Origin of the sequence: Chamaesiphon polymorphus CCALA 037, assembly GCF_003003845.1 — a bacterium.
Classification (GTDB): domain Bacteria; phylum Cyanobacteriota; class Cyanobacteriia; order Cyanobacteriales; family Chamaesiphonaceae; genus Chamaesiphon; species Chamaesiphon polymorphus.
Window position 1 is genome coordinate 1 of sequence record NZ_PVWO01000020.1, and the last position, 26,657, is coordinate 26,657.

Consider the following 26,657-nt stretch of genomic DNA (forward strand, 5'->3'; position numbering starts at 1 on the left):
GGGGGTGAGGGCAAGGTTCGTAGGTTGTACAAACCGGATTTGGTATGAGATCGATACAACCAACGATCCAAATCGAAAACCTCACGATCGATACCAACAGATAGCCTCAAAGTCCTCGATCGAGAATTGCTTGGAGCCAAGCAAGCCCAAATAGTCGCCACCCGCAGCAACATCGGCTATATCTTCCAAGCGCATAACCTCCTCAAAAGCCTCACCGCCTGGGAAAATGTGAGTATTTCCCTGAAACTGCACTCTCGACGTTGCCGTTCGCGAAGCGTGGGCTATGCCCAGTCGGACGATCCACATGAAGGATGATAGTTTAGTCGGAGATAGGGGATCGGCGTTGGGCTTTAGGCTTGAGGTTGGCGATCGATTAACTGCTAATATAATTTGGAATATTGGCGATCGATCCAGGAAAGTAGTAGAAAATACCGATCGAACCAACCCGAATGTACCCAAGTTATCAGATGATAGAGGTGGTCTAGGTCGATCTTGTCAGGGCGATGCTGGTGGAGCTACCAGTGTTACTCCCAGTGACAACGATCGATCCTTGTGGGATCGTTATTTTAAGAGGTTATTGTGAAAAAAGTTTTAGCGATCGTTTTAGGCGGTGGTGCAGGCACCAGGTTATATCCCCTCACCAAACTGCGGGCAAAACCTGCCGTTCCGTTGGCGGGTAAGTATCGGTTGATTGATATTCCAGTAAGTAACTGTATCAATTCCGAGATTTTCAAAATCTACGTACTCACCCAATTTAACTCCGCTTCTCTCAATCGGCACTTAGCACGCGCCTACAATTTTTCGGGATTTAGCGACGGATTTGTAGAAGTACTCGCAGCTCAACAAACCAAAGACAATCCTGACTGGTTCCAAGGTACCGCAGATGCCGTGCGTCAGTATCTATCGATCGTGGAAGAATGGGATGTTGAAGAAGTAGTCATTCTCTCTGGCGATCACCTCTACCGGATGGATTATCGGTTATTTGTCGAACGTCACCGCGATACAAATGCCGATATTACCCTATCGGTAGTGCCGATCGGCGAGAAAAATGCCTCGGAATTTGGCTTGATGAAAATCGATCCATCCGGACGCGTTGTCGAATTTAGCGAGAAGCCCAAAGGCGACGCCCTCAAAAATATGCGTGTAGATACCACCAAATTGGGTCTTAACGCCGAACAAGCTGCGGAGAAACCGTATATTGCTTCAATGGGGATTTATGTCTTTAAGAAGCAAGTATTGGTAGATTTACTCAAAAAATCGCTCGAACAAACCGATTTCGGTAAAGAAATCATTCCGGGTGCTGCGGCTACTCACAATATTCAAGCCTTCCTGTTTGACGGCTACTGGGAAGATATCGGAACGATCGAATCTTTCTACGATGCTAACCTCGCGCTCACCCAGCAACCAACGCCCCCATTTAGCTTTTACGACGAACAAGCACCCATTTACACCCGCTCGCGTTATCTCCCACCCACAAAATTATTAGATTCTCACATTACCGAATCGATGATCGGTGAAGGATGTATCATTAAACAATGCCGAATCCACCACTCAGTGCTAGGCGTGCGATCGCGAGTAATGGATGGTTGCACGATCGAAGATTCGCTGCTGATGGGTGCTGACTTCTACGAACCCGCACCAGAGCGCAAAACTCAAACTGAAAATGGTGGCGTCCCGATGGGTATCGGTGCCAATACAACTATTCGCCGAGCCATCATCGATAAAAATGCCCGGATTGGCTCTGATGTGACGATCGTCAATAAAGAAGGTGTCGATGAAGCCCAGCGCGAAGAACTAGGTTTCTATATTCGCAGCGGCATTGTCGTCGTTCTTAAAAATGCCACGATTCCGAATGGGATGACAATTTAATAGTTGGGAGTGAGGAGTTGGGAGTTGGGAGTGAGTGATGAGAATTTAGATAGTTGGGAGTGCGGAGTTGAGATTTGTTAGTGATTGTGGGAAGTATTGGAAATGTGCGGATCGAAATACTTGGAACGCCGTTCCAACTCCCGACTCCCGACTCCCAACTCCCGACTCCCGACTCCCAACTCCCGACTCCCAACTCCTTCCTAACTCAACATCTTCACCAACGGCTGCGTCAACCAATTAAACCCAACTTTGAGTTGGTGTTCGAGGGTGGGAAGACGATAGAGATAGACGAGCCGCCGCGCGAGGTAGGCTAGTGGGCCATCTATTTGAATCCCCATCCCCGATAGCACAGCATTATCATCGCCCAAGGTTAGCATTTCACCAAGATTGGTATATTGGAAGGGCAATAGCGGTCGATTGGTTAAGGAAGACCACACATTCCAAGCGACAAAATCAGACTGCTGGAAGGCTACTTGGGCATTAGGCGGCATCGATTCACCGTGAGGAGCGAGCACCGCTGCGGCATCGCCTAAGGCAAAGATTTCGGGATGTTCAGTTACTTGGAGCGTTTCGGTAACCGTAATTTTACCCACAGCATTCGACGGTAATCCGAATCGATCGATCGCTGGGCTGACTTGATTGCCCACCGTCCACATCACGACTTCGACCGGGATGGTATCGGTTACACCCTTGTAAATTAGCCCGATCGTGTCGGCGGTAATCTCAGAAACGTTAGTTTCTAAGTCTACCCAGATTCCCCGCTGTTCTAGAGCCTTGAGAGCGGCATTCCGGTTAAATTCTAGAGCGTTTGGTAAGATTGTATCTCGCGATTGAATTAGGCGAATGCGTCCGCGTTCTTTGAGTCTGTCGGCAAGTTTGCAGGCCACTTCAACGCCTGTATAACCAGCTCCGACGATCGCGACTCGAATGCGTTCGGCACTAGAAGCTTCTAATAAGCGTAATTTTGTATCTAATTTGTAGGCATCTTCTAGAGAGCGGAAGGCGATCGCATGTTCGGCAACGCCAGGAACGCTATCGGCTGGAGTTTCGCAGCCTAAAGATAGCACCAATCGATCGTAAGCAATTTCGGCGTCATCTTCTAATTTGACAGTTTTTTGCTGTTTATCGATTTGCTTGACAGCACCTTGCACGAAGCGAATATCCGTCCCTTTCAAGAGTTCGGCAAATGGCGGCGCAATCTCCCACCCTTGCATTTCCCCGGTAATTAGTTCGTAGAGCAGGGGTGTGAATACAAAGTTAGAATGACGATCGATTAGGGTAATTTCTGGCTTTTGTCCGGGTTCCCAAGCCAGTTGGTTCAGTCTCAGGGCAGTATACAAACCACCAAATCCCCCACCGAGGATACAGATACGCGGTACAGAAGTCATAAGTTAAGGGTAATTAGCGATCGACATGGAGCTTCTTCATTTACTGTAACAATTTTGCGGTGGTTCGGTTGGCATCGGCACTGTCGTAGTTCGGTTTGACTTGCAGAGCGCGGTTGTATTCTAAAATCGCTCGTGAATGGTTACCACTGATGGCATAAGCTTGTCCGTGCAAGCCATAACCGATCGCATTTCTGGGGCTGAAGAATGGCCTTGTCCATATCAGCAAATCTAGCTCTTATACAAGAAATACTACATTTAGATTGACATTCAATGTAATCCAAGTGTAATGTAACATAAGTCGAAGATATCCTGAACTAAGTTTCACATTGTAAACGTAGCAAATTCGGAGAAATAAGATGGAAAAGTCTATTATCAAAATAGAAGATTTACAAATTCCAAACGTGGAGTTATTTGATGAATTGAATGACGAAGCATCGCAATCAGTATGTGGGAGTGGGTTTGGATCGATTGGCTCTCTTTTTGGGAATGGTATTGGTGGTGCTGCTCTAAGCCCTTACTCTGGCAGTGGCGGTAGTTTTTTTGGATCGATTGGCTCTCTTTTTGGGAATGGTATTGGTGGTGCTGCTATAAATTCATACTATTCATCTTACAGATAGTGCTGGCTAGTTTGGCTTTATTGACTCTATTGCCTTAGTCATCTTCAGTCAAATTGCACAGATTTCAATCACGCCAGTCTCCACTTAGCAACGATAACCACTGAATTAATCCAAGTTTTTTGAATGCTTCGTCAGTCACATACATAGATTAGATTTCCCCAATCTAGTCACATACATAGATTAGATTTCCCCAATCTATGTATGTGACACTTTCTGTAACTACAACAATCTCAGCACTGTCAATACATCTTGGTAATTCTTGATATCACCACGTTTTTGGTATAGAGTAGCAGCTTTTTGAAACTCAATTTTGGCTTGAGATCGATTATTTAGCCCCAAATATGATGCACCTCGAAGTGAATATGATTCAGGAGCCGCTGTATTTATTTCGATCGCTCGATTGGCATCGGAAAGAGAGCGACGAAAATCTTTTTGGTTCATATAGTAAAGCGCGCGTCCTAGATAAGCTGCTTCATTATTCGGATTGATTCGTAGGGATTTTTCGATGTCAGCTAGACCCTGTTGAAAGTTCTTCTGTTGCATCCGAACGATCCCTCTATAAGCATAAACCGTATCGTAATTAGGCTTAAGTCGGAGGGCGATATTAAACTGTTCGATCGCCCGATCTAATTGTTGGGTAGCAACATAAGCCTGTCCGCGCAGATTGTAGCCGAGCGGATTGTTGGGGCTAATCGAGATGCCTTTTGCTAAATCAGCCAAGCCAGCTTCTTTTTTGCCAACAGTAACTTTCAAATATCCTCGATAAACATAAGCGAGAAAACTATTTGCGTTAATTTGGAATGCACGATTGAAGTCTGATTCCGATCCTTGAAGATCTCCTAGCAGATGCTTCGCGGCTGCCCTTACGCTGTAAGCATCACCAATATTGGGGTCTATCGTTAATGCTTTGTTAATCGATTCGATCGCTTTATTTGGATCTGCGTACTGTATCTCTGTATAACCGCGATACAAGTATCCGCGAGCATTTCGAGGATTTAGGACGATCGCTCGATCTAAATCGGCAAAAGCTCCTTGAGAATCACCAGTGCTGGCTTTTCCGACACCTCGCAGAGCATAGGCATCGCTGGATCTAGGACTGATTTTTAATGCCAGATTAGCATCGCGAATCACTTCTTGCCCGTTCTCTAAATACAAATTAGCTTCGGCTCTGGCAATATAAGCCGCCGTGTAATTGGGTTTGGCCGCGATCGCGCGATCGAACCCCTGAATGGCTCCAGGATAGTCGCCTTGGCGAAATTTGGTGGCTGCGGTGACAAAGAAGTCATCTGCTGTCGTTATGCGTGGTTGAGTGGCAATAATTGGTGCGGTTTGGCCGCTAATTCTGATGCCCATTTGACCCGCCATTTGGACGAAGGTATTGGCAGGTATGCCCAAATTAAACCCCGTTTTGACAAAAACGTTGGCGTTGGCTGTGGCTTTGTTTTCTTGGACATCGCCTCTCCCGTGGACGGCAATTAGTTCGCCGCGATCGTTCAATACGGGGCCACCACTCATGCCGGGTAATGTATTACAGCTATAGACGATCGAGTAACCATTACTAAATGGCTTAGAACTATTGGCGGTAATCTTGCCATCGCTAAAGGTATAAACCGACTGCGAAATCGCCGCAGTTGCTAGCGGAAATCCCGCTACATAAGCCAGACTACCCTCTACTGCATCATTGGAGTTGCCAATTTTGACAACTGGATAGGTGCGATCGCTCTGAAACTTGACTATTGCTAGATCGATATTGCCAGTGGGTGAAATTTGGCGCGCACTGACGGGATACGTTTGGCCGTCGCTCAATTCGATCGTATATTGGCTGCCAGTTTTTTTGACGACGTGGGCGGCGGTGAGGACGGTATAAGTATTACCATTGCGATCGATAATCGCTCCCGATCCGCGCTCATCCGGCGTTTTAATCGCCACAGTCACGCTTTTAGCAATTCTCGACACTTCGGTGGGCGCGATCGCCGCCGCAGGCAAGATAATCACTAATGGAGCGATAATTCCATAACCGATAAGCCAAGTTTTCATATAACGCGATCGAGATATCCAGTGAGTCTTAGTATAACCAAAAATTCCAGAGCTATTCTGGTATTGTAATTTACATTAATTACTTAGAACTGATACCTTCCCGACCCTGAATCTGATCGTAAATCAGGTAGATATTACTGGCTAAAATCGTACAGACGATTGTTATTAGTGCAAATTTAAATAATCCCAAACTCAAGTGAGTGAATTTTTTATTTCCAGGTGTCGGAAACTGAAGAAAGTATAATAGTCGCTCCGTTCCTAATAGGATGATACTCGACCAAGCTACCCCAAAAAGCAAGAAGAGAAACGATACTAAAATTTGATTGATGACGATCTCATGAACGGGCAGATAATATGGATTTTGCTCGTAATATGGTGGGCCATCGCTTGTATAATTAAAAAATGTAATAATCGGGTAAGTAAATAGAGCCAGTAAAAAATCCAGCAATGAAGTGCTACCAATCCAAAGCAATAAAATTGTCTGCCTGACTTTTTTATTCATTTTCCCCTACTGTCGTCAGCAAATTCAATAATCGATCGTTCGAGTCTTTCCCAAATAATTTATATCGATCGCAAATTTCTGAATGCGACAAATCTTCAGACGATCGAGTGGATAAGCCTAATGATTCACGCTGCTGTCTCAATTCTATTACACAGCATTAAATTTAATCGATCGGCGATCGATTGGCTCGACAAAAACGAGCTTATTTACTAGCTCTGAGGCTAGCTTGATAAGCGCGATGGACTTCTTGCACGCTGTATTGATTGAGAAAAATCCGGGCAAACTGTTCGGCTAGTTGCGGATTGCCGCGCTCGATCGACCACTGCAATAATGGCTTCATCGTGCGTTCGTTGAGCAAGCCACCGAGTGACAAAATATTCCACAAGATTCGGTGAAAAACTGTCATCTGAATCATGATTTTTACGTCCATAGTTGGATGTTTTTTGTAGAAAACCACACCCATTTTACCGCGTTCTAATTCTTGCTCGATCGAGCGGGGAATCCGATCGAGTGAGAAAGCCGGATGCCAATGGTAGCCGACAGCTTCGGGACATTTAACCATCTGAATCCCTTGTTTTTTGAGCCGGACACCTAGCTCCAAATCTTCCCAGCCATAGAGATCGAAATCCAAATCGAATAAGCCAACTTCGATCAACCAATGTTTGGCGATCGCCACATTAGTGGTGGCAAAATAAGCATTAGAAAAGTCAAGCAACTTGTAAGGTTCGCTAGTGGGTGATTCAAAATTGGCGGTATTAATTACGGCACCGTAAGTAAAGACGCGATCGTCACCCAGTTCTTTCTGTTTTGCTAGCAGTACATCGGCATGACATTGCAAAAATGTCGGCGTCACGACGATATCGCTATCGATGAAAACGATCGTATCCCCTATGGCTCTCTCTACACCCATATTACGGGCAGCAGAGGCACCCTTGTGAGCTTGTTCGTAGATCTTGAGATGCGGCAATTCATTAGAGCTATTTTGCAACCATTCGATCGTGCCATCTGTCGAACCATCATCGACGACGACTACTTCATAGCCAGTTACGATCTGCTCGTCCAAGGTTTGAATTTCTAATGCTCTCAAGCATTTTTGCAGTATGGGGAGTCTGTTGTAAGTAGGAATGACGATACTAAAAAACACCGATTTTGCCCTCTGGGTTGACATGTCACAAAACAGGATAGATGAACCATAACTAGTTATGGGCAACACCATCCTATCCTAGTTTTAGGACACGATCGAGCCTCAGACAGTTTCCGGAAGTCAGACATTTTTCTGTGTAGATGGATCTAATCTTGGGATCGAGGATCGAACATGACAACGAGGCGGATGGAACGTTTAGGCGGCATAGTTATCGCCGTTATGGGTATGCTGTTGACAGTCTGGAACTGGCATCTCGCGCTATCTGAAGGGCGTTTTTACGAGCACGCTGCCATTTTCGGGCCAGTATTGACAATTATGGGGCTGGGTTTAGTTATATTTCCTGGCTATCGCACTAAACGCCAAGCTTGCAGCGAAGATCTAGATCGATTGAGTGGTGCTGCATCAATAGCGGCGCAGTGGTGGGGACTGTTAGCGATTGCTGTCGGCAGTGGATTGATTAATCTTGCAGCATTGAAAGGCTGGAGATAATTGAGAATTGAGAATTGAGAATTGGACGTTGCTCAATTGCGAGATAGTGCGCCGCTTCCCGCTCTAGCCTGTTGTTTGTGAAAAAGTTTCCGGAAGTTCGATCGATTAAGCGGGATCGAACTAATTACCCGTCGGTGGTGGACGATCCTGGTAGTAGCAATGGCTAGCACGATTATCAATTTATACATCTTAGAAAGTTGGCGATCGCCTCTATAAAACGATAGAGATCTATCTTTAACTTGTCAAATTAGCGATCTTGGTGGTGCGGCATCTGGCGGCAAGAATCGTTTATAGTAGTAACTAGTGCTTTTCAATCCGATCGAGGTTGTCTCGACAGCGATGGGTCGAGTAGAGCTGGTTAAAATTTAAATGCGATTTTCATGGCTAGTATTATTGTCGATCGCCTGAGTAAAGTTTATCCGGTGGCAATGAAAGAGCCGGGTTTGAATGGTACCATCAAACATTTTTTCCAACGTACTTACAAACAGATTCACGCGGTACGGGATATTTCCTTCCAAATTGAAGCGGGAGAAGTTGTCGGCTTTTTGGGTGCCAATGGTGCGGGAAAAACGACGACACTCAAGATGCTCAGTGGTTTGATTCATCCATCGACGGGGTTGGTAAAAGTAGCAGGACAAATCCCCTTCAAACGCGAGACTGCATTCCTCAAACAAATTACCCTAGTCATGGGGCAAAAGCAGCAGCTAATTTGGGACTTACCCGCATTAGATTCACTCAAGATTAATGCTGCTGTCTATGGTTTGAGCGATCGCACCGCTCAATTGCGGATTTATGAATTAGCCGAAATGCTGTCGATTCAAGACAAGCTGACTCAACCCGTGCGCAAGTTATCTTTAGGCGAACGGATGAAAGCTGAACTACTCGCCGCATTACTCCACGAACCGCAGGTACTTTTTCTTGACGAACCGACATTAGGATTGGATGTCAACGCTCAAGTAGCCGTGCGGCAATTTTTGCGCGAATACAATCAGCGATACAATGCCACAATTTTGCTCACGAGTCACTATATGGCCGATATTACCGCACTATGCGATCGAGTGTTGGTCATCAACCAAGGGCAATTAATTTATGATGGCAATCTCAATGGTTTAGTCGATCGGTTTTCGCCCTGTCGGGAAGTAAATGTCGAATTCAAGCATATTTATCCCCAAGATAAATTAGCAATGTATGCCGACGTGCGATCGGTTGAAGGTGCATCGGCGAAATTTTTAGTACCCCAAGAAATGCTCACTAAAACTGTCTCCCAAATCTTAGGCGAATTAGAAGTAGTCGATCTCAGTATTACCGATCCACCGATCGATGATGTCATCGGCCAACTTTTTCAATCCGGTACAGCCGAGACAGCCGTCCCAGCCTAAAAAAATCCCAACAGGCGGGGTGGCTAGATCTCTGTCACCGAGTAACCACCCACAAGACTATGAAACTATTATTTAAAATCTCTCGATCGCTGCTAGTGACATAGTAGCCATGAAAACAACTCAATTGTTGTTGCCCATGTAGGATGCGATCGAAATGTAGGGGACGCTTAACTACTACCAACTCGGCCAAAGGTAGCTAAAGATTCAACAATTAGTGAAAAAATTGGCACAATTAAAGAATAAGAATTATTACCAATCGCTGACTGCAATATGAAACTGTCAAGACTAGGTTATTCGATCGCGGCGATCGCTTTGATAATTGCTACATTTTTACCTTTACCAGCACTAGCAGCAGTACCAGCCGCCGCAATTGCTGCCGATACTAGTGGCAATAGTTTCGTGAGTAAAGCAGTCGAGCAAGTCGGCTCGGCAGTAGTAAGAATCGACACCGAGCGGACGATTACACGGCGACTAGACCCATTTTTTGGAGATGAAGCTCTGACGGGATTGCCCCAACAGCAATTATTACGCGGCCAAGGTTCTGGCTTTATTATCGATCGAGATGGCGTAATTTTAACTAACGCGCATGTAGTCGATCGAGCCGACAAAGTAACGGTTATTCTCAAAGACGGTCGCAGTTTTAAGGGTAAAGTGCGGGGTGTCGATGCCGTTACCGATCTAGCAGTCATCCAAGTCAGCGGTGCCCACAATCTCCCTGTGGCTAAATTGGGTGACTCCGATATCGTCAAAGTCGGCGATTGGGCGATTGCCGTCGGCAACCCGTTCGGACTAGATAATACTGTCACGCTCGGGATCGTCAGCACACTCAAACGTGCCAGTTCCACAGTCGGTATGACCGACAAACGCCTCGATTTCATTCAAACCGACGCGGCAATCAATCCAGGCAATTCTGGCGGCCCCCTGCTCAATGGCAAGGGCGAAGTCATCGGCATCAACACTGCTATCCGTGCCGATGCGATTGGGATTGGCTTTGCAATTCCCATCAATAAAGCCAAAACGATTTCGACTCAATTAGCGCGCGGTGAAAAAGTTTCTCACCCCTATCTCGGCGTCCAAATGGTCACCCTCACTCCAGAAATCGCCGCCGAGAATAATAACGATCCTAATGCTCTGTTTCAAATCCCCCCAGTTAATGGAGTACTGGTAGTTAAAGTGCTGCCGAATACTGCGGCATCTGTTGCCGGAATGCGCCGAGGCGATACCATTCTCGAAGTTGATGGCGAGGCAATTCACGATGCCAATCAATTACAAAATGTGATGGAAAACAGCCGCGTCAGCCAATTACTGCAAGTCCGCATTTTACGAGATGGCAAAGATCGGATCGTGAAGGTTATTCCTAAAGACTTAATTGACGAGCAGAATTGAGGCTTTAGGCTTTAGGCTTTAGGTTTTAGGCTTTAGGCTTTAAGGGCAATTCCTAAAATTGCCCCTACATTTTGAGAAATTTGAGAAGTTATAGGACGACAGCGATTGAAATCGCCGCTGATGATGCAAAATCCGCCTTCTCGGACTAATTTAAAAAACGTCCTATGGCAGCAAATTCAAGATGCACTATCGATCGTGTGTGGTTTTTGGCTAGGATAGATTAGATTGGCTCAGTTTGTTCGAGTATTTTAATAATTCCGCCCGCTTTATGATGTTGTTTTTGATTTTTAACATAAGATATTGCCCACTCTAATCTTTGTTCGCCCAAAGAAAATACGGCATATTCATGTTGCCAAGCGAACTTGTAATTATCATCAGCTAGCTCTTGATTTAAATAACGCGCACTACTACCTTTAATTCGTTTGGCAAAATCAGAAATCGATAATTTGGGTGGAATTGAAACAATCAAATGTAGATGGTCTTCAATCCCGCCGATTGCATGTAGTTGGCATTCTAGAAAATCTACTTTTCCTCTGATATGTGGATACAGAATTTGTTCGTGGGCTGGGCTGATTAATGGTTGTCGATCGTGGGTTGCCCAAACAAGATGATAAAATAGTCTCCAAAGTGGCATGGTAAGAAGATTAATCTTTTATTTGTTAATATGCCCTGGTTTATAGGGAATATTAACACATGCGATCGAATTTATAGATTCTAGCGTAGGGAATCGCACTCATAGAGCCTAGAATTTAGTCCTCACTGGAAGCCCTCAAATGAATTTGGGGCTAAGAGCTAAAGTTCGTTGAAACGAACTAAGATTTCCAGCAGTTATCTGAAGATAACTTGTGCTATGAGCGCAAAATTCCATTTCAGCGCGGGTGTGGATTGAACTAATCACCCACACATTCGATCGAATCTAATTCGATTTCCACACTCTAAACCTAGAATTTAGTCCTCATTGAAAGCCCTCAAATGAATTTGGGGCTAAGAGCGTAAGTTCGTGTCAACGAACTAAAATCTCTGGCAGTTATCTTCAGATAACTTTGGCTATGAGCGCGAAATTTCATTTCAGCGCGGATGTCGATTGCACTAATCACCCATACCCGATGAATCTACCTCGTATCGATAACAGCTCTCTTGGCGGTTAGCAGATGAATATTTCTCAGTAATTTTGGCGAGGGGAAACTCGTGAGAATTCGGGTATACTACTGTCAGATAGTTTTCAATCATCAGAAAAATAATGAAAAATACTGCTGCTCAAAAAATAATTCGAGATGCTGTGGCATAAGATGCCACAGCATCTAAACTTGCTCTAGCTGGTTCGATCGTCGGTTTTGGGATCGTCGGGGTAAATCCGGCTCAAGCAGTCTCTCTAAATAATGGTACTGGTATCTCAAATCCAGCAACCACCATCACTTTTTCCGAAATTCCGTTGGCTAATGAGACGGCACTTACCAATCAATATTCCAGCTTAGGAGTCACTTTTAGTGGGCTTTTTTATGAGACTGGAGCTAACGCATTTCCGAATATAAGTGCTCCTTCGGCTGTAAATTTTCGCAACTCAGGAGCAACTACAAACCCTTTTCTCATCAGCTTCATACAACCCCAGTCACAAGCTGCTTTCGGTTTACGTACCAATAATGGAACATCCACCTTTGAAGCCTTATCGAACAACTCAGTAGTGGATACATTCAGTATTGTAACTGGCCCGTCGGCTGGCAGTAACAATTTTTATGGTTTTACTGGCGTTACATTTGATGCCATCAGGGTTACGGCTGCTAATAGTTTTGCAACTATAGACAACATCCAATTTGGTACTGCGACTGCTCAAAGCGTTCCCGAACCTTTTAGCATTATTGGTACGCTAGTTGGTGGTACGGCAGCTTTTCGGCTCAGAAAGAAATTAGCAGATGCTAATAAGGTGTAGCTTGAACTCGGCTGCTATTGTCTAGTAATACGCAATGCCAGTTCGGTTTGAGGATCTCCACTCAATGATTCCTAGCTGCGCTTCAGCACCGCCCTCAAATGAATTTGGGGCTAATAGCAAAAGTTCTCTAAAGAGAACTACTGAATTTTCAGAGAGTCCATTTGAATGAACTTTTGCTATTAGCCCGAACTTATAGTTCAGGGCGGTTTTTGTGCGAAGCAAGTCAATTTTTATTATTCCAAAATCAGACTAATTAGTAATTCATCTATATTACTTCGCCTCCATCCAATTAGCCCCACTGCCAATCTCCGCCACCATCGGCACACTCAAATCGATCGCCCCAAAGAGCTATATTCAGAACCGCCCAATTTAAGTTGAAGCTCGAAGCGGATCGCGACGTAATGTGTAGAGCATTAGTAAAATAAATAAACCAGTTCCCACTATATATTTAACTGGACTGGGAATGAATTCTTGCGGTGAAATGAAACCTTCGATCGCGCCAGCAATCAGTAACATGGGGACTAAACCCATCACCAATTGGGCTGCCTGTAACCCATAGATGCGTAAAGCATCTCGCCGACGATAGCGACCGGGAAATAACAGTCCTCTAGCGATTAATAAGCCAGCACCGCCAGCAATAAAAATTGCAGGTAACTCTAACGAACCGTGGGGAAAAACAAATGCCCAAAATGGATAAGCTAGACCATTTTGACCGACTAATGTAGCGATGGCACCAATTAATAACCCATTATAAAACAGGGCATAAATCGTCCAGATCCCTGCTAATATTCCGCCGCCAACCATCCGAAAACAAACACTGAGATTATTAATTGCGATACCACTAGCAGCAACAGGTTCGGTACCTAAGATCGAACCCATCCAAAGTTGGCCGCGATCGCGTACTTTTTCAATTAGCGATTGCGGGACGATCAGTGACATAAAACTCGCATCTTGCCATGCAAACCACCAGGCGACCAGCCCACCAAGTAAAAAGATTGCAAAAGCAATCGCTGTATACCCCCAAGTATCCCGCAACACCTGCGGTAAGCCCCACAGGTAAAAATCGATCGCGCCGCGTAATTCTTGACGCCTAGAACCGCGATAAATCTGACTGTAGCCGCGAGTTGTCAGTGCTTGGAGTTCTTGGACGATCGTTTCGCCGATTTGATTGGTATTGGCGCGTGCCAAATCTGCGGCTACCGATCGATACAGGCTAGCCAACGTGGCGATTTCTTTCGCGCTCAAAGATTTCATCCCGCGCTGTTGGGCGCGTTGGAGCAGAGTATCGAGTTCTTGCCATTGCCCTTGGCGGCGTGAGATCCAGCGTTGAATATTCATCTAGGGGATAGGGAATAGCGATTCGCGCTCGTCGGGTTCCCCGACGGTTAAGCGAATCAAGACAGGGGATAGAGGATAGGGAAGAATCACCAAGAACCATAAATAATTATCAATTATCAATTATCAATTCTTGAAAGTTCGATCGTCACGATCCACGACCCACTATTCACTATCCACTAATCTACAATATCCCAAATAGATGCAAGGGGCCGCGACCGCTAATCAATTCGACAACGATGCCGATGAAGCCCAGCATCGCCAGACGACCGTTCCAGACTTCCGCAGCGGTTGTGAGTCCCCATTCCCATTTTTCTTGGGGGTACATCTTGATTTTCTTCTTCATCTGGGTGACGCGATCGATGTCCATACTGGGAGCTGCTGCGGCTCTGAGGACTAGATCGACGAGTGTTTGGATAAAAATGGGGTTGGTATCCAAAGCAGGCACGCGGTTGAACGTATGGATGCCAGCTTCTTCGGCAATTTCGCGATATTCGATATCGATTTCTTCGAGGGTTTCAATATGCTCGGAGACAAAGCTAATCGGCACTACGACTAGCTCGCCAACACCTTTGTCTGCTAGTTCGACGATCGCGTCTTCGGTATAGGGTTGCAGCCATTCGATCGGGCCGACTTTACTTTGATATGCTAGCGAATGTGCATTTTTGCGCCCGATCGTTTGCATAATCAGTTCGGTGCATTCTTCGATCTCGGTTTGATAAGGATCGCCTGCTTCTTCTACATAGCTTACGGGTACGCCGTGCGCGCTAAAAAAGACATGTGCGTTATCTGGATCGGGGCATTTATCGATTTGAGCGCAGATCAAGTCGGACATCGCTTGGAGATAACCTGGCTCTTTATACCAATCGGCAATAACCGTATATTTCGGCGGCTTGAGCTGCGGATTTTCGTTCCAGATTTTTTCGATCAGCCGGAAGCTCGAACCGCTAGTACTGATCGAAAACTGGGGATACAAAGGTAAAATCACCAACTGCTCGATCGCATCTTGCTTAATTTGAGCGAGTGCATCTTCGGTAAATGGGTGCCAATAGCGCATCCCAATGTAAACTTTGGCATCTTCACCGCGCGATCGCAATTGACTTTCAAGAGCGCGAGCTTGTGCTTCCGTGATGCGTCGCAGTGGCGAGCCGCCACCAATTTTTTCATAATTGGCTTGAGATTTCTTCGCTCGCGAACTAGAGATCAGCCAAGCTAGCGGTTTTTGCAGCGCAGCAATTGGAATCCGAATAATCTCAGGGTCGGAAAACAGGTTAAACAAGAACGGACGCACATCCGATAATTGCTCCGGCCCGCCCAAATTCAATAGTAAAACCCCTAATCGACCCATAACGGCTGTATCTTCCCAGTATGTTGCAAATTCTTTACTAACTTTAACAAAAATATGGTTTTAGTGGTACTAGCTTAGCGACTGCTGACACATAAATTTAATTTTAGCTAAAAGCTATACCCAGGGATAGAGGCTAATGCAAAAATTTGATGCTAAGTTCGATCTACCGGAAACCCAACGAGAGCGAGCCGCAACTCCCAACTCCCAACTCCCAACTCCCAACTCCCAACTCCCCGCAAAATAGTAACTAGATTTATACCGTAGACTACAAGCAGCCTTCGATCGCAAAATATTGAAAATGACTGGTAAAATTAGTTAAGATGTGTATTACGAGTCTTCAGCATTCACGAAGTCTATGAAACTAATTCAAATGGCCGTTATACCGATCGCGTTGAGTGGTGCCTTTGAGTTAGGTATAGCACAGACAGCAATGGGTTATGTCTCCAATTATCCTCTCGAACGAGAAGTTCACTGGTCGCAAGCTAGTCCCACCCCTGCTAGTGCCGAATTATTGGAACAGGGGCGTAAAAAACAAGAACAAGAAGACTATGCTGGCGCAATTGCTGACTATACAGAATTTCTTAAGTCTAATCCCAACCATCTAGAAGGCTACAGCAATCGTGGTTTTTCGAGGGCGATGGTTAACAATCTCCAAGGTGCGATCCAAGATTTCGATCGCGCGATCGAAATCTCACCCAACAATGCCGACGCCTATAATGCCAGAGGTAACGTCAATGCCATGGCAGGTAATCTCAGTGGCTCGATTCGCGACTTTAACCGGGCGATTCGTTGCGATCGCAATTTTGCCGATGCTTATTATAACCGCGCGATTAGCAGACACAGTTTGGGCGATCGTCGCGGCGCGAGATTAGATCTGAGTCAAGCTGCCAAATTATTCCAACAGCAAAAAGACCTCGGCGGCTATCAACAAGCCAGAGAATGGATCGACAAGTTGAAATAGGGATTAGGCTTTAGGCTTTAGGTTTTAGGCTTTAGGCTTTAGGCTTTAGGCTTTAGGCTTTAGGCTTTAGGCTTGAGGGATTAGGGGTTAGCAAATCAACTATCAACTATCAACTATCAACTATCAACTATCAACTACTCACTTCACCTTCAACACTACCATCGTCATATCATCTCCATTAGCACGCTCGTTGCCAGTAAAGGTATGAAGAGTCGAGACAATCTTATCGAGAATACCTTGAGAGCTTAATTGCTGCTGGCAGGCTGTATGAAAGGTATAAATGAGATTGTCTTCATTAAACCTTTCGCCATTCTGATTGGCCGCATCGGTAAAGCCATCGGTGTAGTAAATAATCGTATCGCCCTGGTGGAGTTGAACTTGAGCTTCTTCATACTGAGAATCGGCATCGAGTCCGATTAACATCCCTGGGGTATCTAGTCGCAAGATCCGATTGGTGGCTGCTTGCCAGTACAAAGGTGGATTGTGGGCGGCATTAGTATATGCCAGGATCTTGGTAGCTGGATCGTATTCTGAATAGAACAGCGTCACAAACCGACTGGAATTTTCGAGATCGGCATACATGACCCGATTGAGGTGCTGGAGAATGCGTGAGGGCGAATGACCGTTTAATACCTCCGCACGTAACATTCCCCGCGTCATCGTCATAATCAGCCCTGCGGGGACACCTTTGCCCATAACATCTCCGATGGTGATACTCCACTTAGTGGTGGCGTTGGGGTCTGTTTGCTTCTCCGTCAGCCTGTCATAATTAGCCGGGATAAAATCATAATAATCCCCACCGACTCGATCGGCATTTAGATAGCAGGCGGCTAGTTCTAAGCCTGGAATATCTGGAAATTTTTTCGGCAATAAGCGTTCCTGGATTTCGGCCCCGATTTCTAACTCGCGATCGAGTCTTTCTTTCTTGCGTAATTCGACGGTTAGTTCGTCGTTATGGATGGCTACCGCAGTTTGATCGGCAACTAATTGTAATAGCTTTTGTCGATCGAGCGTCCATTCATAACTAGGATTGCGTGTAAATACATATAATCGCCCGCGTTCGCCACTTTCGAGTAAAATTGGCGTCCTGAAAATATGAATTCGATAGTCGAGATCTAGTTCGATCCGACTTTCTAATTTTTCCCAAAAATCTGCATGAAAACTAACTTCTTTACCTTCAGACACATCTGTCAGTGTTTGGAAGATCGCCATTTCAATCCGTTGGCGCAGATCGTTACAATTACCTTCACCCTGACAATGGAGCTGTTGAATTTGCAATTGTCCGGTTTTTTTGAACAGGATAATCGCGCCGCCTTCGCTATCGGTCACGCGGGTGACCATTAAGGGAATCAGTTCCAGAAATTGATTGAGATTTTTAAAACTTCTCAGTGCAAACCCTAAATTACTCAGTAGCTCGTGAGTTTTCTTTTGCTGACGATTGAGATTTATGACTTGTTCTTGGAGCGCAACTACTGACATAATTTGTGGTTCATAATTCATATTTTCTAATTCCTAACCACTTAATAAAGCCTCGACAAATTCATAACTAGAAAAAGGTCTTAAATCTTCGATGCCCTCACCAGCACCGATAAACCGAATTGGTAATCCCAGTTGTTGCACCACTGCCAGCGCGACGCCACCTTTAGCCGTACCATCTAACTTGGTTAAGATCACACCGCTTAACTTAGCTGCTTCGGCAAAAACTTGAGCTTGGCGCAAACCATTTTGGCCCAAAGTAGCATCGAGTACGAGTAATGATTCTATCTGAGCTGTACTGGCTTGTTTGTCTATAATCCGACGGATCTTGCTCAACTCGTCCATCAGATTTTTTTTGTTTTGTAACCGTCCGGCGGTATCGACTAATAGTAACTCAGTTTCGCGCGATCGAGCAGCACTAATTGCATCAAAAACTACTGCTGCGGGATCGGGATTTTGTCCGGGGTTGGCAATTACTTCAATGCCACTACGTTGTCCCCAGACTTTAACTTGTTCGACTGCCGCAGCTCGAAACGTATCGCCAGCGGCAATCAGACATTTATAACCCGACGATTGGCTCATATGAGCGAGCTTACCGATAGTGGTAGTTTTACCAACTCCATTGACGCCGACTAACAACCAAATATTTAATTGGTTAGATTCGGGCAAAAATTCTGATGAGTAATTAGACTCAAAAGGTTTATCGAGCAAATCTCGTAAAATTTGTTTGAGATAGGCGATTGCTTCCTCTGGTGGTAAGGCTTCTTGGCGCAATTTAGCCTGCAATGTCTCAATTACATAGTCCGTTGCTTCGATACCTACATCAGCTTGGAGCAATAAAGTCTCGATCGATTCTACCGCATCGGCATTGAGCGGGCCTTGGCCGATCAGGGCTTTTAATTGATTGACAAATCCCCGCCGCGTTTTATCCAAACCTTGGCGTAACTTTTTGAGCCAATTAATCTCATCTAAGGATACTTGTTCGGGAGTACGTCCGCGATCGGCAAGCACTTTCGCCGACCACAAGAAATCATCGTCCAGCTCGATATCTGGCGTCTGCGCCTCTGGTTCGACAGTTTCGATGGCGGATGCCTTGAGCTGTTCTAATCGCTGTTGGCGGTCGTCTCGCGCCCAAATCGGCAGATCTTCTACATCTGCGGTGGTGTCTTCAGCCGTGTCGCTACTAGTTTCCGTCGGAGCTTCAACGGCACTCTCTTCCGACTCGACAACGGCGGCTAGTGGCTCGGTAGTCTCTTCCTCAATCGCTAAGACGGGTTCGACATCTTCTGTGACTTCTTCTACTACCGTCGTGGCTGCTTGTGCGGCTGCGGATTCTTGCTGCTGAATATTTTGATAGGCAGCCTTTGCCCACGCTAAATAGTCAGTTGCCACCTCGGTGCTGACTGGCTCTGTTGCTGTTTCATCTGCTGCTGGCGTTTCCGGTTGCTCTGGTGCAGATTCTACATTCTGTTCCGAGTCCTTGCTAGGATCGGGTTCGGGGTTATCGAACTTCCGGCGAAACCAGTTAAAAACCATAATAAATTAGGAGTTAGGATCGATCGGTTAATTAATTATGAATAGACAAAGAGGGTAGTTGCCAGGGAAGTAACAAGCTGAATCTGGGCAGAGACCATCAATGTTAAGACATTCTAAGCCTAAATTTTCACTTTCACTAAAAAAAATTAGACACCAGATTTGAGTTGTTCGGTGACTCGGCGCAGGACACCATTGATCAACTTGCGACCTTGGTCGTCACTATAGCGTTTGGCCAATTCGATGGCTTCGTTGATCGCGATGCGTTCTTCTAAGCCCAAATAAACTATTTCCGTGACTGCCAGTCTGAGAATATCTCGATCGATTTTAGGCAAACGACCGAGCTGCCAATCGACCATACTTTTACTTAACAGCAGATCGACCTGAGCGGTTTCTTCCGTCGCCTTCACCAATAATTGCAGCGCATAACTACGCACATCCGGACGATTGAAATTATTAATCGTCTCTGGCATCTCTAAGGCTTGTCCCAGCCGATTGATGGCCGTTTGAACTAATTCGATCGCTTCAGCGGTCATGACTCTAGCACCCTCAACGTCGCTAGCTCTAGTTTGGCTATTTAACAGTCTGTCATTACTGCGTTGTAATTCTGCCGTAGCCGCTTCTAATGCTTCTTGAGTCTCTTCTCTGAGTGTCGAAATGGCTTTGAGCATCATCTCTTCGAGTGTCAACTGTAATTCGCGAGGTTGCGATTGCGCTAACTTCTTTTGCGCCTTTGATAACTGGGGTAGAGCTAGCAGAGCTAACTCACGAGCGATAGTTTGAGCTTTCATAGACGCGATCGATTAGCAGTAGCAAAGCCCCTGATTATACCATATCGAAGTAATTCTTGGGTGAGATAAAAGCGATTGGTTTGAATGCTCTGGGATCGACATCGGTTTTGAAGATGCACTCGATCGCGATCTCCAGTGAAAAATTCTGATAAGATCGATAGCGAGTGAGGAAAATGACATGAAAATTCAAATCGATCAAGATAAAGTGGCCAGACTTGTCAATCGGTTGCTCAGTCCGATCGGTCGCCACTTGGCGATCGGATATTTTTTCATCGCGATCGCGTTATCTGGCTGTATCAAGTACGATACTAGCATCAACTTTTCTAGTCTCAACGATGGCGAAATTGTCGAACATATTCAACTCGGAGATCGCTTAAATAGCTTCAGTCAAGATGCAGTTAAAAAATGGGTAGACAGTATCGATCGACGCACCATCCAAGCCCAAGGTCGAATCGAACATCTGAGCGATCGCGAACTCAAAGTCATCATTCCATTTAATAATCCCCAGGAACTAGTCGCCAAGATCGAGCGATATTTTAATCCTCAAACCAGCGACACTCAAGCTCGGACAAACTTCAACTCTCACATGACAATCGATCGCAGTAACTTTCTGCTAGCCGTCAGAAATCATCTCAGCTACGATATCGATCTGCGTTCCCTGGCGATCGCAGCGACAGATCCCAAAGTATCGGTAGCAGCCGATAATTCAGTCGAGCTTAATTTTAGCTTAAACAGCCCTTGGGGCGTCAAAAATGGCGAGCTGACTAATAACATTGCCAGCGTCAAAAAGCTTGGTAATACCCAAACAAGTTGGCAACTCAAACCCGGACAGCTAAATCATGTCGAAGCTATATTTTGGTTGCCAAATCCACTCGCGATCGGTGGTGTAGTTATTAGTCTGATTAGTTTAGCTGGCTATTACTTCAAATATCGCCAACTACCTTGGCCATTCGCATTTAAATCGGCAAATCCGGTTAGAAGTTAACTAACAAGATCGATGAATATAGTAATTGTCAAGACGGAAGTATAGATAGATATTTCAAACAGCATCTCTCATCGCAAGTCCGATTTACATAGACTCCTTATTACTAATATAATCCTGTCGCCCTCACCCCGCCAGATCCTGCGGCTCTAGCTCCCCTCTCCCAATCTTGGGAGCGGCGCATCGAACGGGAGGTTCCCTCCCGTTTGTGTGCGACAAGACAGAGGGGTTGGGGGTGAGGGCGAAAGGGTTTAGTCAGCAATATAAATCTGTATAAAGCGAATTTGTTAGATATCTCATTTACAAGCAATTTACATGCTATCGAAATTAGATACAGAACAGTCTAAAAAATATGCAATTGTCGGAATCATTTGCGTATTTATAGTATCGATCGGTCTGCGGTTCTGGGGATTGGGTCGATTTAACGTACTCGTTTTTGACGAAGTTTATTATGCTAAATTCGCTAATAATTATCTAACTAATACTAAATTTTTCAATTCACATCCACCACTAAGCCAATACTTAATTGCGATCGGGATTTGGATCGGCGATCGCCTACCGATCGGCCAAGATACTACCAACACGCTCACTAGTTCGCTACGCTCGACATTTAGCTATCGGTGGATGAATGCTTTGTTTGGCTCCTTAATTCCACCTGTAGTTGCTGGTTTAGCTTATCAATTGAGCCAGCGAATGAGCTTTATTTTTTTAGCAACCTTATTCATTAGCTTAGACGGACTATTTTTAGTCGATTCTCGCTATGCATTAAATAATATTTATCTGGTTTTCTTTGGATTATTAGGTCAATTATTGTTATTAATGGCTAGCAATAGGATCGGGACTAATCGTGGATTATTAATGCTCGGTGCTGGCATCTCTTTTGGAGCATCAGTTGCCTGTAAATGGAATGGCTTATGGTTTTTACTCGGCATCTATATATTACTCGCGATCGCCCGAGTTTGGAAATTATTTAAATTCGATCGACAAGATGTCGCAATCTCGAATTCATTAATAGATCGATTGGCAAGTATTAAACTAATTGAAATCGCGTTCCATTTAGCGATCGTGCCGATTGTTACCTATAGTTTATTATGGATTCCCCATCTAATTCAGAATCCCGAACCCAATTTTATCGACGTACAGTGGTCGATTCTCAATTACCACGAACAAATTAAAAATGGAGCTGGCGTCCATCCTTATTGTGCGAATTGGTATACTTGGCCGTTATTAATGCGCCCGTTAGCTTATTATTTCAAACAGTACAAACCCAATTATTATTATGATGTCCATGCGATGGGCAATCCATTATTATGGTGGTTTGCATTATTAGCAATTTTTGGTTCGCTCTGGGCAATTGTTAGAAGTGGTTGGTTGCTGATTAATAGACTCAAAATCGAGCAAACAGTGTTGGCACCAATTCGAGAGATCGATCTTAATTATCTCGCTGTACCTTTATTTGTCTCAATCAACTATGCAGCTAACTTGTTACCGTGGGTAAGAGTAACCCGCTGTTTATATATTTATCATTACATGGGTGCGCTCGTCTTTGCCACGATGGGTTTAGCTTGGTTTGTCGATTTGTGGTTGCGTAGTAATTCCCAGATCTGGCGAGCGGTTGGTATTACTACAATTTTTAGTATTGCGGCTAGTTTTATCTTTTGGTTGCCGATTTATTTGGGATTATCGATCGAAACTTCGGCTTTAAGTCTGCGGCTGTGGGATTTTTGGATCTTTAATTGGATTTAGTTATTATTTTTGAAGACAACACAATCGTTGCTAGTAATGCAATTCGCCGCTACTATCTTCTTTCTACCCCAGATTCCTAATTATACCAAATCTAGAAAATCGGGCTACAGATGCATCTCTAGAGTTTGCTCCTCCCCTTTACAAGGGGAGGCTGGGAGGGGTAAAGATCTGTAGCAGTAACTTATAGAATTGGTATTATTTCGCTCGCTCTCCAAACAGCGGAATGTGGGTTTAACCGAAAAGTATTGGGTATTAAAGTTCCTAAACATTTACCAAAAAAGAGACTGTACTCACCTTAGTACAGTCTCTTTGAGCTATTTAGCGATAAGCTTAATATTTAGGCCATATCAAGAACCAACTTTAGCTGTCGAGCGTTGTTTGCGCCGACCGACTGGTACTGCATTTTGATTCGTAGCCGTATCTTCAGGCGACTGCATCATTAATACTAACAACGGACGACTTTGGAGTTCGCGACGGACTAAGCGTTGGAGTGCAGCTTCTAATTCGATTTGCAATCCAGTCCAGTCTACATCGACTTGACCCGATTCAAACGTGCGGGCAAAGCGTCCCCACCGATCGATCAAGGTATTTTCGATCGTTTTTTGAATCAAAGCCGCGATTAATGACTGTTCGACAGCCGTAACCACACCGCGCAAATTGACCTGCGGTTTGACCATCATTTTACCATCTAGCCCGATCGCGACTGCTACAGTTACGACGCCATCGCCAGCAAGCTGTTTGCGCTCTTCCATGACTTGCGCTTGGTCGTGGACGATCCCAGCATTATCCACGAGTTGAACTCCCGAAGGCACTTTACCATTCTTGGCGATACTATTTTCGGTCAGTTCGACAATATCCCCATTATCGATAATCACCATATTCTCAGCCGGAACGCCCATACTTTGAGCGGTTTGGGAGTGCTTGATCAGCATCCGGTGTTCGCCGTGAACGGGGATAAAGTATTTCGGACGGGTGAGGCTGAGCATCAATTTCTGGTCTTCCTGACAGCCGTGTCCCGAAACGTGAATCCCTTTATCGCGTCCGTAAATGACGTTAGCACCTTGCATCATCAATTTATCGATCGTATTGACGACAGCGATAGTATTGCCTGGAATGGGGTTAGCAGAGAAGATAATTGTATCGCCTTTGCGAATCCGAACTTGACGGTGTTGACCGTTGGCAATCCGCGTCATGGCGGCTAAGGTTTCACCCTGGGAGCCTGTAGTCAGGACTAAAACTTTCTCATCGGGAAGATGGTTTGCTGACTGCAACGGTTCAAACACATCATCGGGACAGTTAATATAGCCTAAGTTCCGAGCGTGGGCGATCACGTTGAGCATCGATCGACCGACAACGCAGACTTTGCGATTGTACTTCATTGCTAGCTCGATCGTCATATTGATCCGGTGGACGGATGACGAGAAGGTGGTTACCATCACCCGACCTTTAGCTTGCGAGATATATCGGTCGAGGTTGGGAAATACCGAACGTTCGGAGGGTGTAAAGCCTGGTATCTCGGAGTTGGTAGAGTCGCTGATCAAGCACAGGACGCCTTTTTCACCATGCTCTGCAAGTTTGGCATAGTCGTATGCTTCGCCATCGACGGGGGTATGGTCGAATTTAAAGTCGCCTGTATGGATGACAACACCGACAGGAGTATGTAGAGCAACTGTAAAGCTATCCGCGATCGAGTGGGTATTGCGAATGAACTCGACGAAGAAGGATTGACCGATGCGGACAATATCGCGGGGGGCGACTGTTTTAATTTTAGTCCGATCGGCGACGCCTGCTTCTTCTAGTTTACCCTGTAACAACGCCATTGCGAGGCGAGGGCCGTAGATAACGGGGATGTCAAATTGCTTGAGGTGATAAGGAATCCCACCGATGTGATCTTCATGTCCGTGGGTGACGATCATACCCTTGATTTTATGCTGGTTTTCCCGCAGATAAGTCATATCTGGCAAAACAATATTAATGCCGTGCATACCATCGGTAGGGAACGCCAAGCCAGCATCTAGCAATAAAATCTCATCGTTTATTTCAAAGACGCAGGTATTTTTACCAATTTCATGCAAGCCACCCAACGGAATAACTTTGAGAGTGGGTTCGGATGAATTTTTGTTGACTACGGGGGTGGTGGATGATTTTAGAATTGGACTCATTTAGATAAACTTAGATAGTTGGATGAATTTTAAACAAAACTGTTCGAGTCGATTTTTTTAATCGGTAGCAACTAACTGAAATTTGCTATCCGACTTTGATGATGTAAATCGAATTTTTATATATAATCGGTCGCCAGGTCGATTATCGCTCTCAGACTCCGAGCAAACGAAACTTATTTCCTTGGTGCAGATTGCTACAATCCCGAATCGAATGACTGCTACTACTGGCTACAAGGCTCTATCTTCAAGAGAAAACAGGTAAGAAGACTTGCTAAAACTATGCGCTGGAAATTTGCACTTGCTGTTATTAAACTAACTGAATATTTATTATCCTAGGCCGAGAGTATTGAGACTCAGCCTTAGGTCGATTTAGCTCGGACTGTTGATAATGTCGATCGGGTTTGACTCGATCGATTTGACAAAGCTTATGCTGCTAACTTGTCAAATTCTAATCTTGCAGCTTTAGAAGCTTATGTATCTTTTCTCTCGTTATCTTAGTTGTATCATAATATTGGCAATGGGTCAATCGTTGGCGTAGCCTACCGGAGGTAATCGCCGATTGTGGTAATTACTACCTGAGTCGATTGGGGTAAATTTAGATTGCTATTTAGCTATTTATTAAGTAATCCTTGTTGTTGAAGTAACTGTTGGAGCTGCGGCAATAATTCTGACGGTAACTCGCACATTGGTAATCTCAGTCCGCCAACATCCCAACCTTGCAATTTTAATGCTGCTTTAATTGGCATCGGATTTGGCGCGAAAAACAGCCCTTTGAATAGAGGGAGCATTTTGATATGTATCTGAGTCGCAAGCTGGTTGTGTCCGGATTCAAATGCCGCAACCATCGCCTGGATTTCGCTCCCGACTAAATGACTGGCAACGCTGACTACTCCATATCCGCCTACCGACAGCATTGGTAATGTCAACGAATCATCACCAGAGTAAATTGTAAAATTTGGTGGTGTGAGGCTGCGAATCTGGCTAACTATATCTAGATTACCCGTAGCTTCTTTAATTGCTACAATTCCATCTAGTTTCGCTAATTTAGAGATTGTCTCTGGCTCTAAATGTTGTCCCGTTCGACCGGGGATATTATAGAGCATCATCGGTAAGTCACAAGCGGACGCGATCGCCTCGAAGTGCTGGTACAAACCAATCTGTGGGGGTTTGTTATAGTAAGGTACCACTTGCAAACTTCCATCTACTCCTAGTTTAGCAGCTTTTTGGGTGGCTTCGATCGCTTCGCTAGTAGAATTTGACCCCGTACCCGCAATTACTTTGACTTTGCCCGCCACAGCTTTTTGCACGACTTGAAACAGTTCGTACTCTTCTGCCCAACTTAGTGTCGGTGACTCTCCGGTAGTCCCACAGACAACGATCCCGTCCGAACCATTTGCGGCTAAATGCGCGGCTAATTTCTCGGCTTCGGCATAGTGGACGTTCCCTTCGCGATCGAAAGGTGTAATCATGGCCGTGATAACTCGTCCGAAATCGATTGTCATGTGGAGTGGGGAGTTGGGAGTTATGGTGTTTGTGCAAAGTTGGCTAGACTTCGTTTGTGCTTGGCTTACCCCCCTTTATAAGG

At 45.1% G+C, this 26,657-nt stretch carries 25 protein-coding genes; 10 read left to right on the plus strand and 15 right to left on the minus strand.

All coding sequences use genetic code 11. The features are described 5' to 3' along the window. Nucleotides 1-81: 81 nt before the first annotated feature. Entirely contained in the window at nt 82-306 is a 225-nt protein-coding gene (locus tag C7B77_RS29580) for a hypothetical protein (protein ID WP_181243687.1), read from the minus strand. Here C7B77_RS29580 and C7B77_RS02945 point away from each other — a divergent pair. After that, entirely contained in the window at nt 305-583 is a 279-nt protein-coding gene (locus tag C7B77_RS02945) for a hypothetical protein (RefSeq protein ID WP_106300159.1), read from the plus strand. The two genes, C7B77_RS29580 and C7B77_RS02945, sit on opposite strands and share 2 nt — an antisense overlap. Then, nucleotides 580-1,869, plus strand: a complete 1,290-nt coding sequence (locus C7B77_RS02950; RefSeq protein WP_106300161.1) for a glucose-1-phosphate adenylyltransferase — start codon at nt 580-582, stop codon at nt 1,867-1,869. The genes C7B77_RS02945 and C7B77_RS02950 overlap by 4 nt, the downstream gene beginning before the upstream one ends. A gap of 200 nt (nt 1,870-2,069) precedes the next feature. Here the strand turns inward: C7B77_RS02950 and C7B77_RS02955 are convergent, their stop codons facing one another. Together C7B77_RS02955 and C7B77_RS29070 are read right to left on the minus strand one after the other, a co-directional pair. After that, entirely contained in the window at nt 2,070-3,257 is a 1,188-nt protein-coding gene (locus C7B77_RS02955) for an NAD(P)/FAD-dependent oxidoreductase (RefSeq protein ID WP_106300163.1), read from the minus strand. Between the two features lie 40 nt (nt 3,258-3,297). Then, nucleotides 3,298-3,483, minus strand: coding sequence for a tetratricopeptide repeat protein (locus C7B77_RS29070; protein WP_146138159.1), 186 nt, complete (start codon nt 3,481-3,483; stop codon nt 3,298-3,300). Nucleotides 3,484-3,613: 130 nt separating this feature from the next. On the opposite strand from C7B77_RS29070, the gene C7B77_RS02960 reads away from it, so the two are divergent. Then, nucleotides 3,614-3,874, plus strand: a complete 261-nt coding sequence (locus C7B77_RS02960) for a hypothetical protein (protein WP_106300165.1) — start codon at nt 3,614-3,616, stop codon at nt 3,872-3,874. 219 nt (nt 3,875-4,093) lie between these two features. Here the strand turns inward: C7B77_RS02960 and C7B77_RS02965 are convergent, their stop codons facing one another. The 4 genes from C7B77_RS02965 to C7B77_RS02975 all read right to left on the minus strand — a co-directional run bounded on the left by C7B77_RS02965 (nt 4,094) and on the right by C7B77_RS02975 (nt 7,581). Continuing rightward, nucleotides 4,094-5,911 carry a serine protease gene (locus C7B77_RS02965; RefSeq protein WP_106300167.1) on the minus strand — a complete coding sequence of 606 codons (1,818 nt, stop codon included), beginning with the start codon at nt 5,909-5,911 and terminating at the stop codon, nt 4,094-4,096. A 79-nt stretch (nt 5,912-5,990) separates the two neighbouring features. Then, nucleotides 5,991-6,413 carry a hypothetical protein gene (locus tag C7B77_RS02970; protein ID WP_106300169.1) on the minus strand — a complete coding sequence of 141 codons (423 nt, stop codon included), beginning with the start codon at nt 6,411-6,413 and terminating at the stop codon, nt 5,991-5,993. After that, nucleotides 6,406-6,555 (minus strand): hypothetical protein, encoded by a 150-nt coding sequence (locus C7B77_RS29585; RefSeq protein WP_181243688.1) that lies wholly within the window; start codon nt 6,553-6,555, stop codon nt 6,406-6,408. The genes C7B77_RS02970 and C7B77_RS29585 overlap by 8 nt, the downstream gene beginning before the upstream one ends. 60 nt (nt 6,556-6,615) lie before the next feature. Next, nucleotides 6,616-7,581: a glycosyltransferase family 2 protein gene (locus C7B77_RS02975; protein ID WP_181243689.1), complete on the minus strand. Its 966-nt coding sequence runs from the start codon at nt 7,579-7,581 to the stop codon at nt 6,616-6,618. Nucleotides 7,582-7,728: 147 nt separating this feature from the next. On the opposite strand from C7B77_RS02975, the gene C7B77_RS02980 reads away from it, so the two are divergent. The 3 genes from C7B77_RS02980 (at nt 7,729) to C7B77_RS02990 (ending at nt 10,811) form a co-directional block, all read left to right on the plus strand. Next, nucleotides 7,729-8,046 carry a hypothetical protein gene (locus C7B77_RS02980; protein ID WP_146138160.1) on the plus strand — a complete coding sequence of 106 codons (318 nt, stop codon included), beginning with the start codon at nt 7,729-7,731 and terminating at the stop codon, nt 8,044-8,046. 380 nt (nt 8,047-8,426) lie between these two features. After that, entirely contained in the window at nt 8,427-9,425 is a 999-nt protein-coding gene (locus C7B77_RS02985; RefSeq protein WP_106300175.1) for an ABC transporter ATP-binding protein, read from the plus strand. A 270-nt stretch (nt 9,426-9,695) separates the two neighbouring features. Further along, nucleotides 9,696-10,811, plus strand: coding sequence for an HhoA/HhoB/HtrA family serine endopeptidase (locus C7B77_RS02990; RefSeq protein ID WP_106300177.1), 1,116 nt, complete (start codon nt 9,696-9,698; stop codon nt 10,809-10,811). Between the two features lie 220 nt (nt 10,812-11,031). Here C7B77_RS02990 and tnpA read toward each other — a convergent pair whose 3' ends face one another. Further along, a complete protein-coding gene (gene tnpA, locus C7B77_RS02995) occupies nt 11,032-11,445 on the minus strand; it encodes an IS200/IS605 family transposase (protein WP_106300179.1) in 414 nt (137 codons plus the stop codon). A gap of 1,047 nt (nt 11,446-12,492) precedes the next feature. Here tnpA and C7B77_RS30960 point away from each other — a divergent pair. Further along, on the plus strand, nt 12,493-12,738 hold the full coding sequence (locus C7B77_RS30960; protein WP_245894016.1) for a PEP-CTERM sorting domain-containing protein: 246 nt from the start codon (nt 12,493-12,495) through the stop codon (nt 12,736-12,738). Between the two features lie 369 nt (nt 12,739-13,107). Here the strand turns inward: C7B77_RS30960 and C7B77_RS03005 are convergent, their stop codons facing one another. Further along, nucleotides 13,108-14,076: a stage II sporulation protein M gene (locus C7B77_RS03005; protein WP_106300183.1), complete on the minus strand. Its 969-nt coding sequence runs from the start codon at nt 14,074-14,076 to the stop codon at nt 13,108-13,110. A gap of 181 nt (nt 14,077-14,257) precedes the next feature. Then, nucleotides 14,258-15,421: a ferrochelatase gene (hemH, locus tag C7B77_RS03010; RefSeq protein ID WP_106300185.1), complete on the minus strand. Its 1,164-nt coding sequence runs from the start codon at nt 15,419-15,421 to the stop codon at nt 14,258-14,260. A gap of 355 nt (nt 15,422-15,776) precedes the next feature. Between hemH and C7B77_RS03015 the strand changes: the two genes are divergently transcribed. Beyond that, nucleotides 15,777-16,382 (plus strand): tetratricopeptide repeat protein, encoded by a 606-nt coding sequence (locus C7B77_RS03015; RefSeq protein WP_106300187.1) that lies wholly within the window; start codon nt 15,777-15,779, stop codon nt 16,380-16,382. Between the two features lie 138 nt (nt 16,383-16,520). On the opposite strand, the gene C7B77_RS03020 is transcribed toward C7B77_RS03015, so the two are convergent. From C7B77_RS03020 to nusB, 3 genes are all read right to left on the minus strand, one after another. Continuing rightward, on the minus strand, nt 16,521-17,882 hold the full coding sequence (locus C7B77_RS03020) for a PP2C family protein-serine/threonine phosphatase (RefSeq protein ID WP_106300189.1): 1,362 nt from the start codon (nt 17,880-17,882) through the stop codon (nt 16,521-16,523). Between the two features lie 12 nt (nt 17,883-17,894). Beyond that, on the minus strand, nt 17,895-19,394 hold the full coding sequence (gene ftsY / locus C7B77_RS03025; RefSeq protein ID WP_106300191.1) for a signal recognition particle-docking protein FtsY: 1,500 nt from the start codon (nt 19,392-19,394) through the stop codon (nt 17,895-17,897). Between the two features lie 146 nt (nt 19,395-19,540). After that, entirely contained in the window at nt 19,541-20,182 is a 642-nt protein-coding gene (gene nusB / locus C7B77_RS03030; RefSeq protein ID WP_106300193.1) for a transcription antitermination factor NusB, read from the minus strand. A 178-nt stretch (nt 20,183-20,360) separates the two neighbouring features. Between nusB and C7B77_RS03035 the strand changes: the two genes are divergently transcribed. Together C7B77_RS03035 and C7B77_RS03040 are read left to right on the plus strand one after the other, a co-directional pair. Continuing rightward, complete coding sequence (locus C7B77_RS03035) at nt 20,361-21,167, plus strand: DUF3153 domain-containing protein (RefSeq protein WP_106300195.1); 807 nt, start codon at nt 20,361-20,363, stop codon at nt 21,165-21,167. Between the two features lie 312 nt (nt 21,168-21,479). Then, nucleotides 21,480-22,910, plus strand: coding sequence for a dolichyl-phosphate-mannose--protein mannosyltransferase (locus C7B77_RS03040; protein ID WP_106300197.1), 1,431 nt, complete (start codon nt 21,480-21,482; stop codon nt 22,908-22,910). 347 nt (nt 22,911-23,257) lie between these two features. Here the strand turns inward: C7B77_RS03040 and C7B77_RS03045 are convergent, their stop codons facing one another. Further along, nucleotides 23,258-25,072: a ribonuclease J gene (locus C7B77_RS03045; protein WP_106300199.1), complete on the minus strand. Its 1,815-nt coding sequence runs from the start codon at nt 25,070-25,072 to the stop codon at nt 23,258-23,260. A 611-nt stretch (nt 25,073-25,683) separates the two neighbouring features. After that, complete coding sequence (dapA, locus tag C7B77_RS03050) at nt 25,684-26,574, minus strand: 4-hydroxy-tetrahydrodipicolinate synthase (protein WP_106300201.1); 891 nt, start codon at nt 26,572-26,574, stop codon at nt 25,684-25,686. Nucleotides 26,575-26,657: the final 83 nt, after the last annotated feature.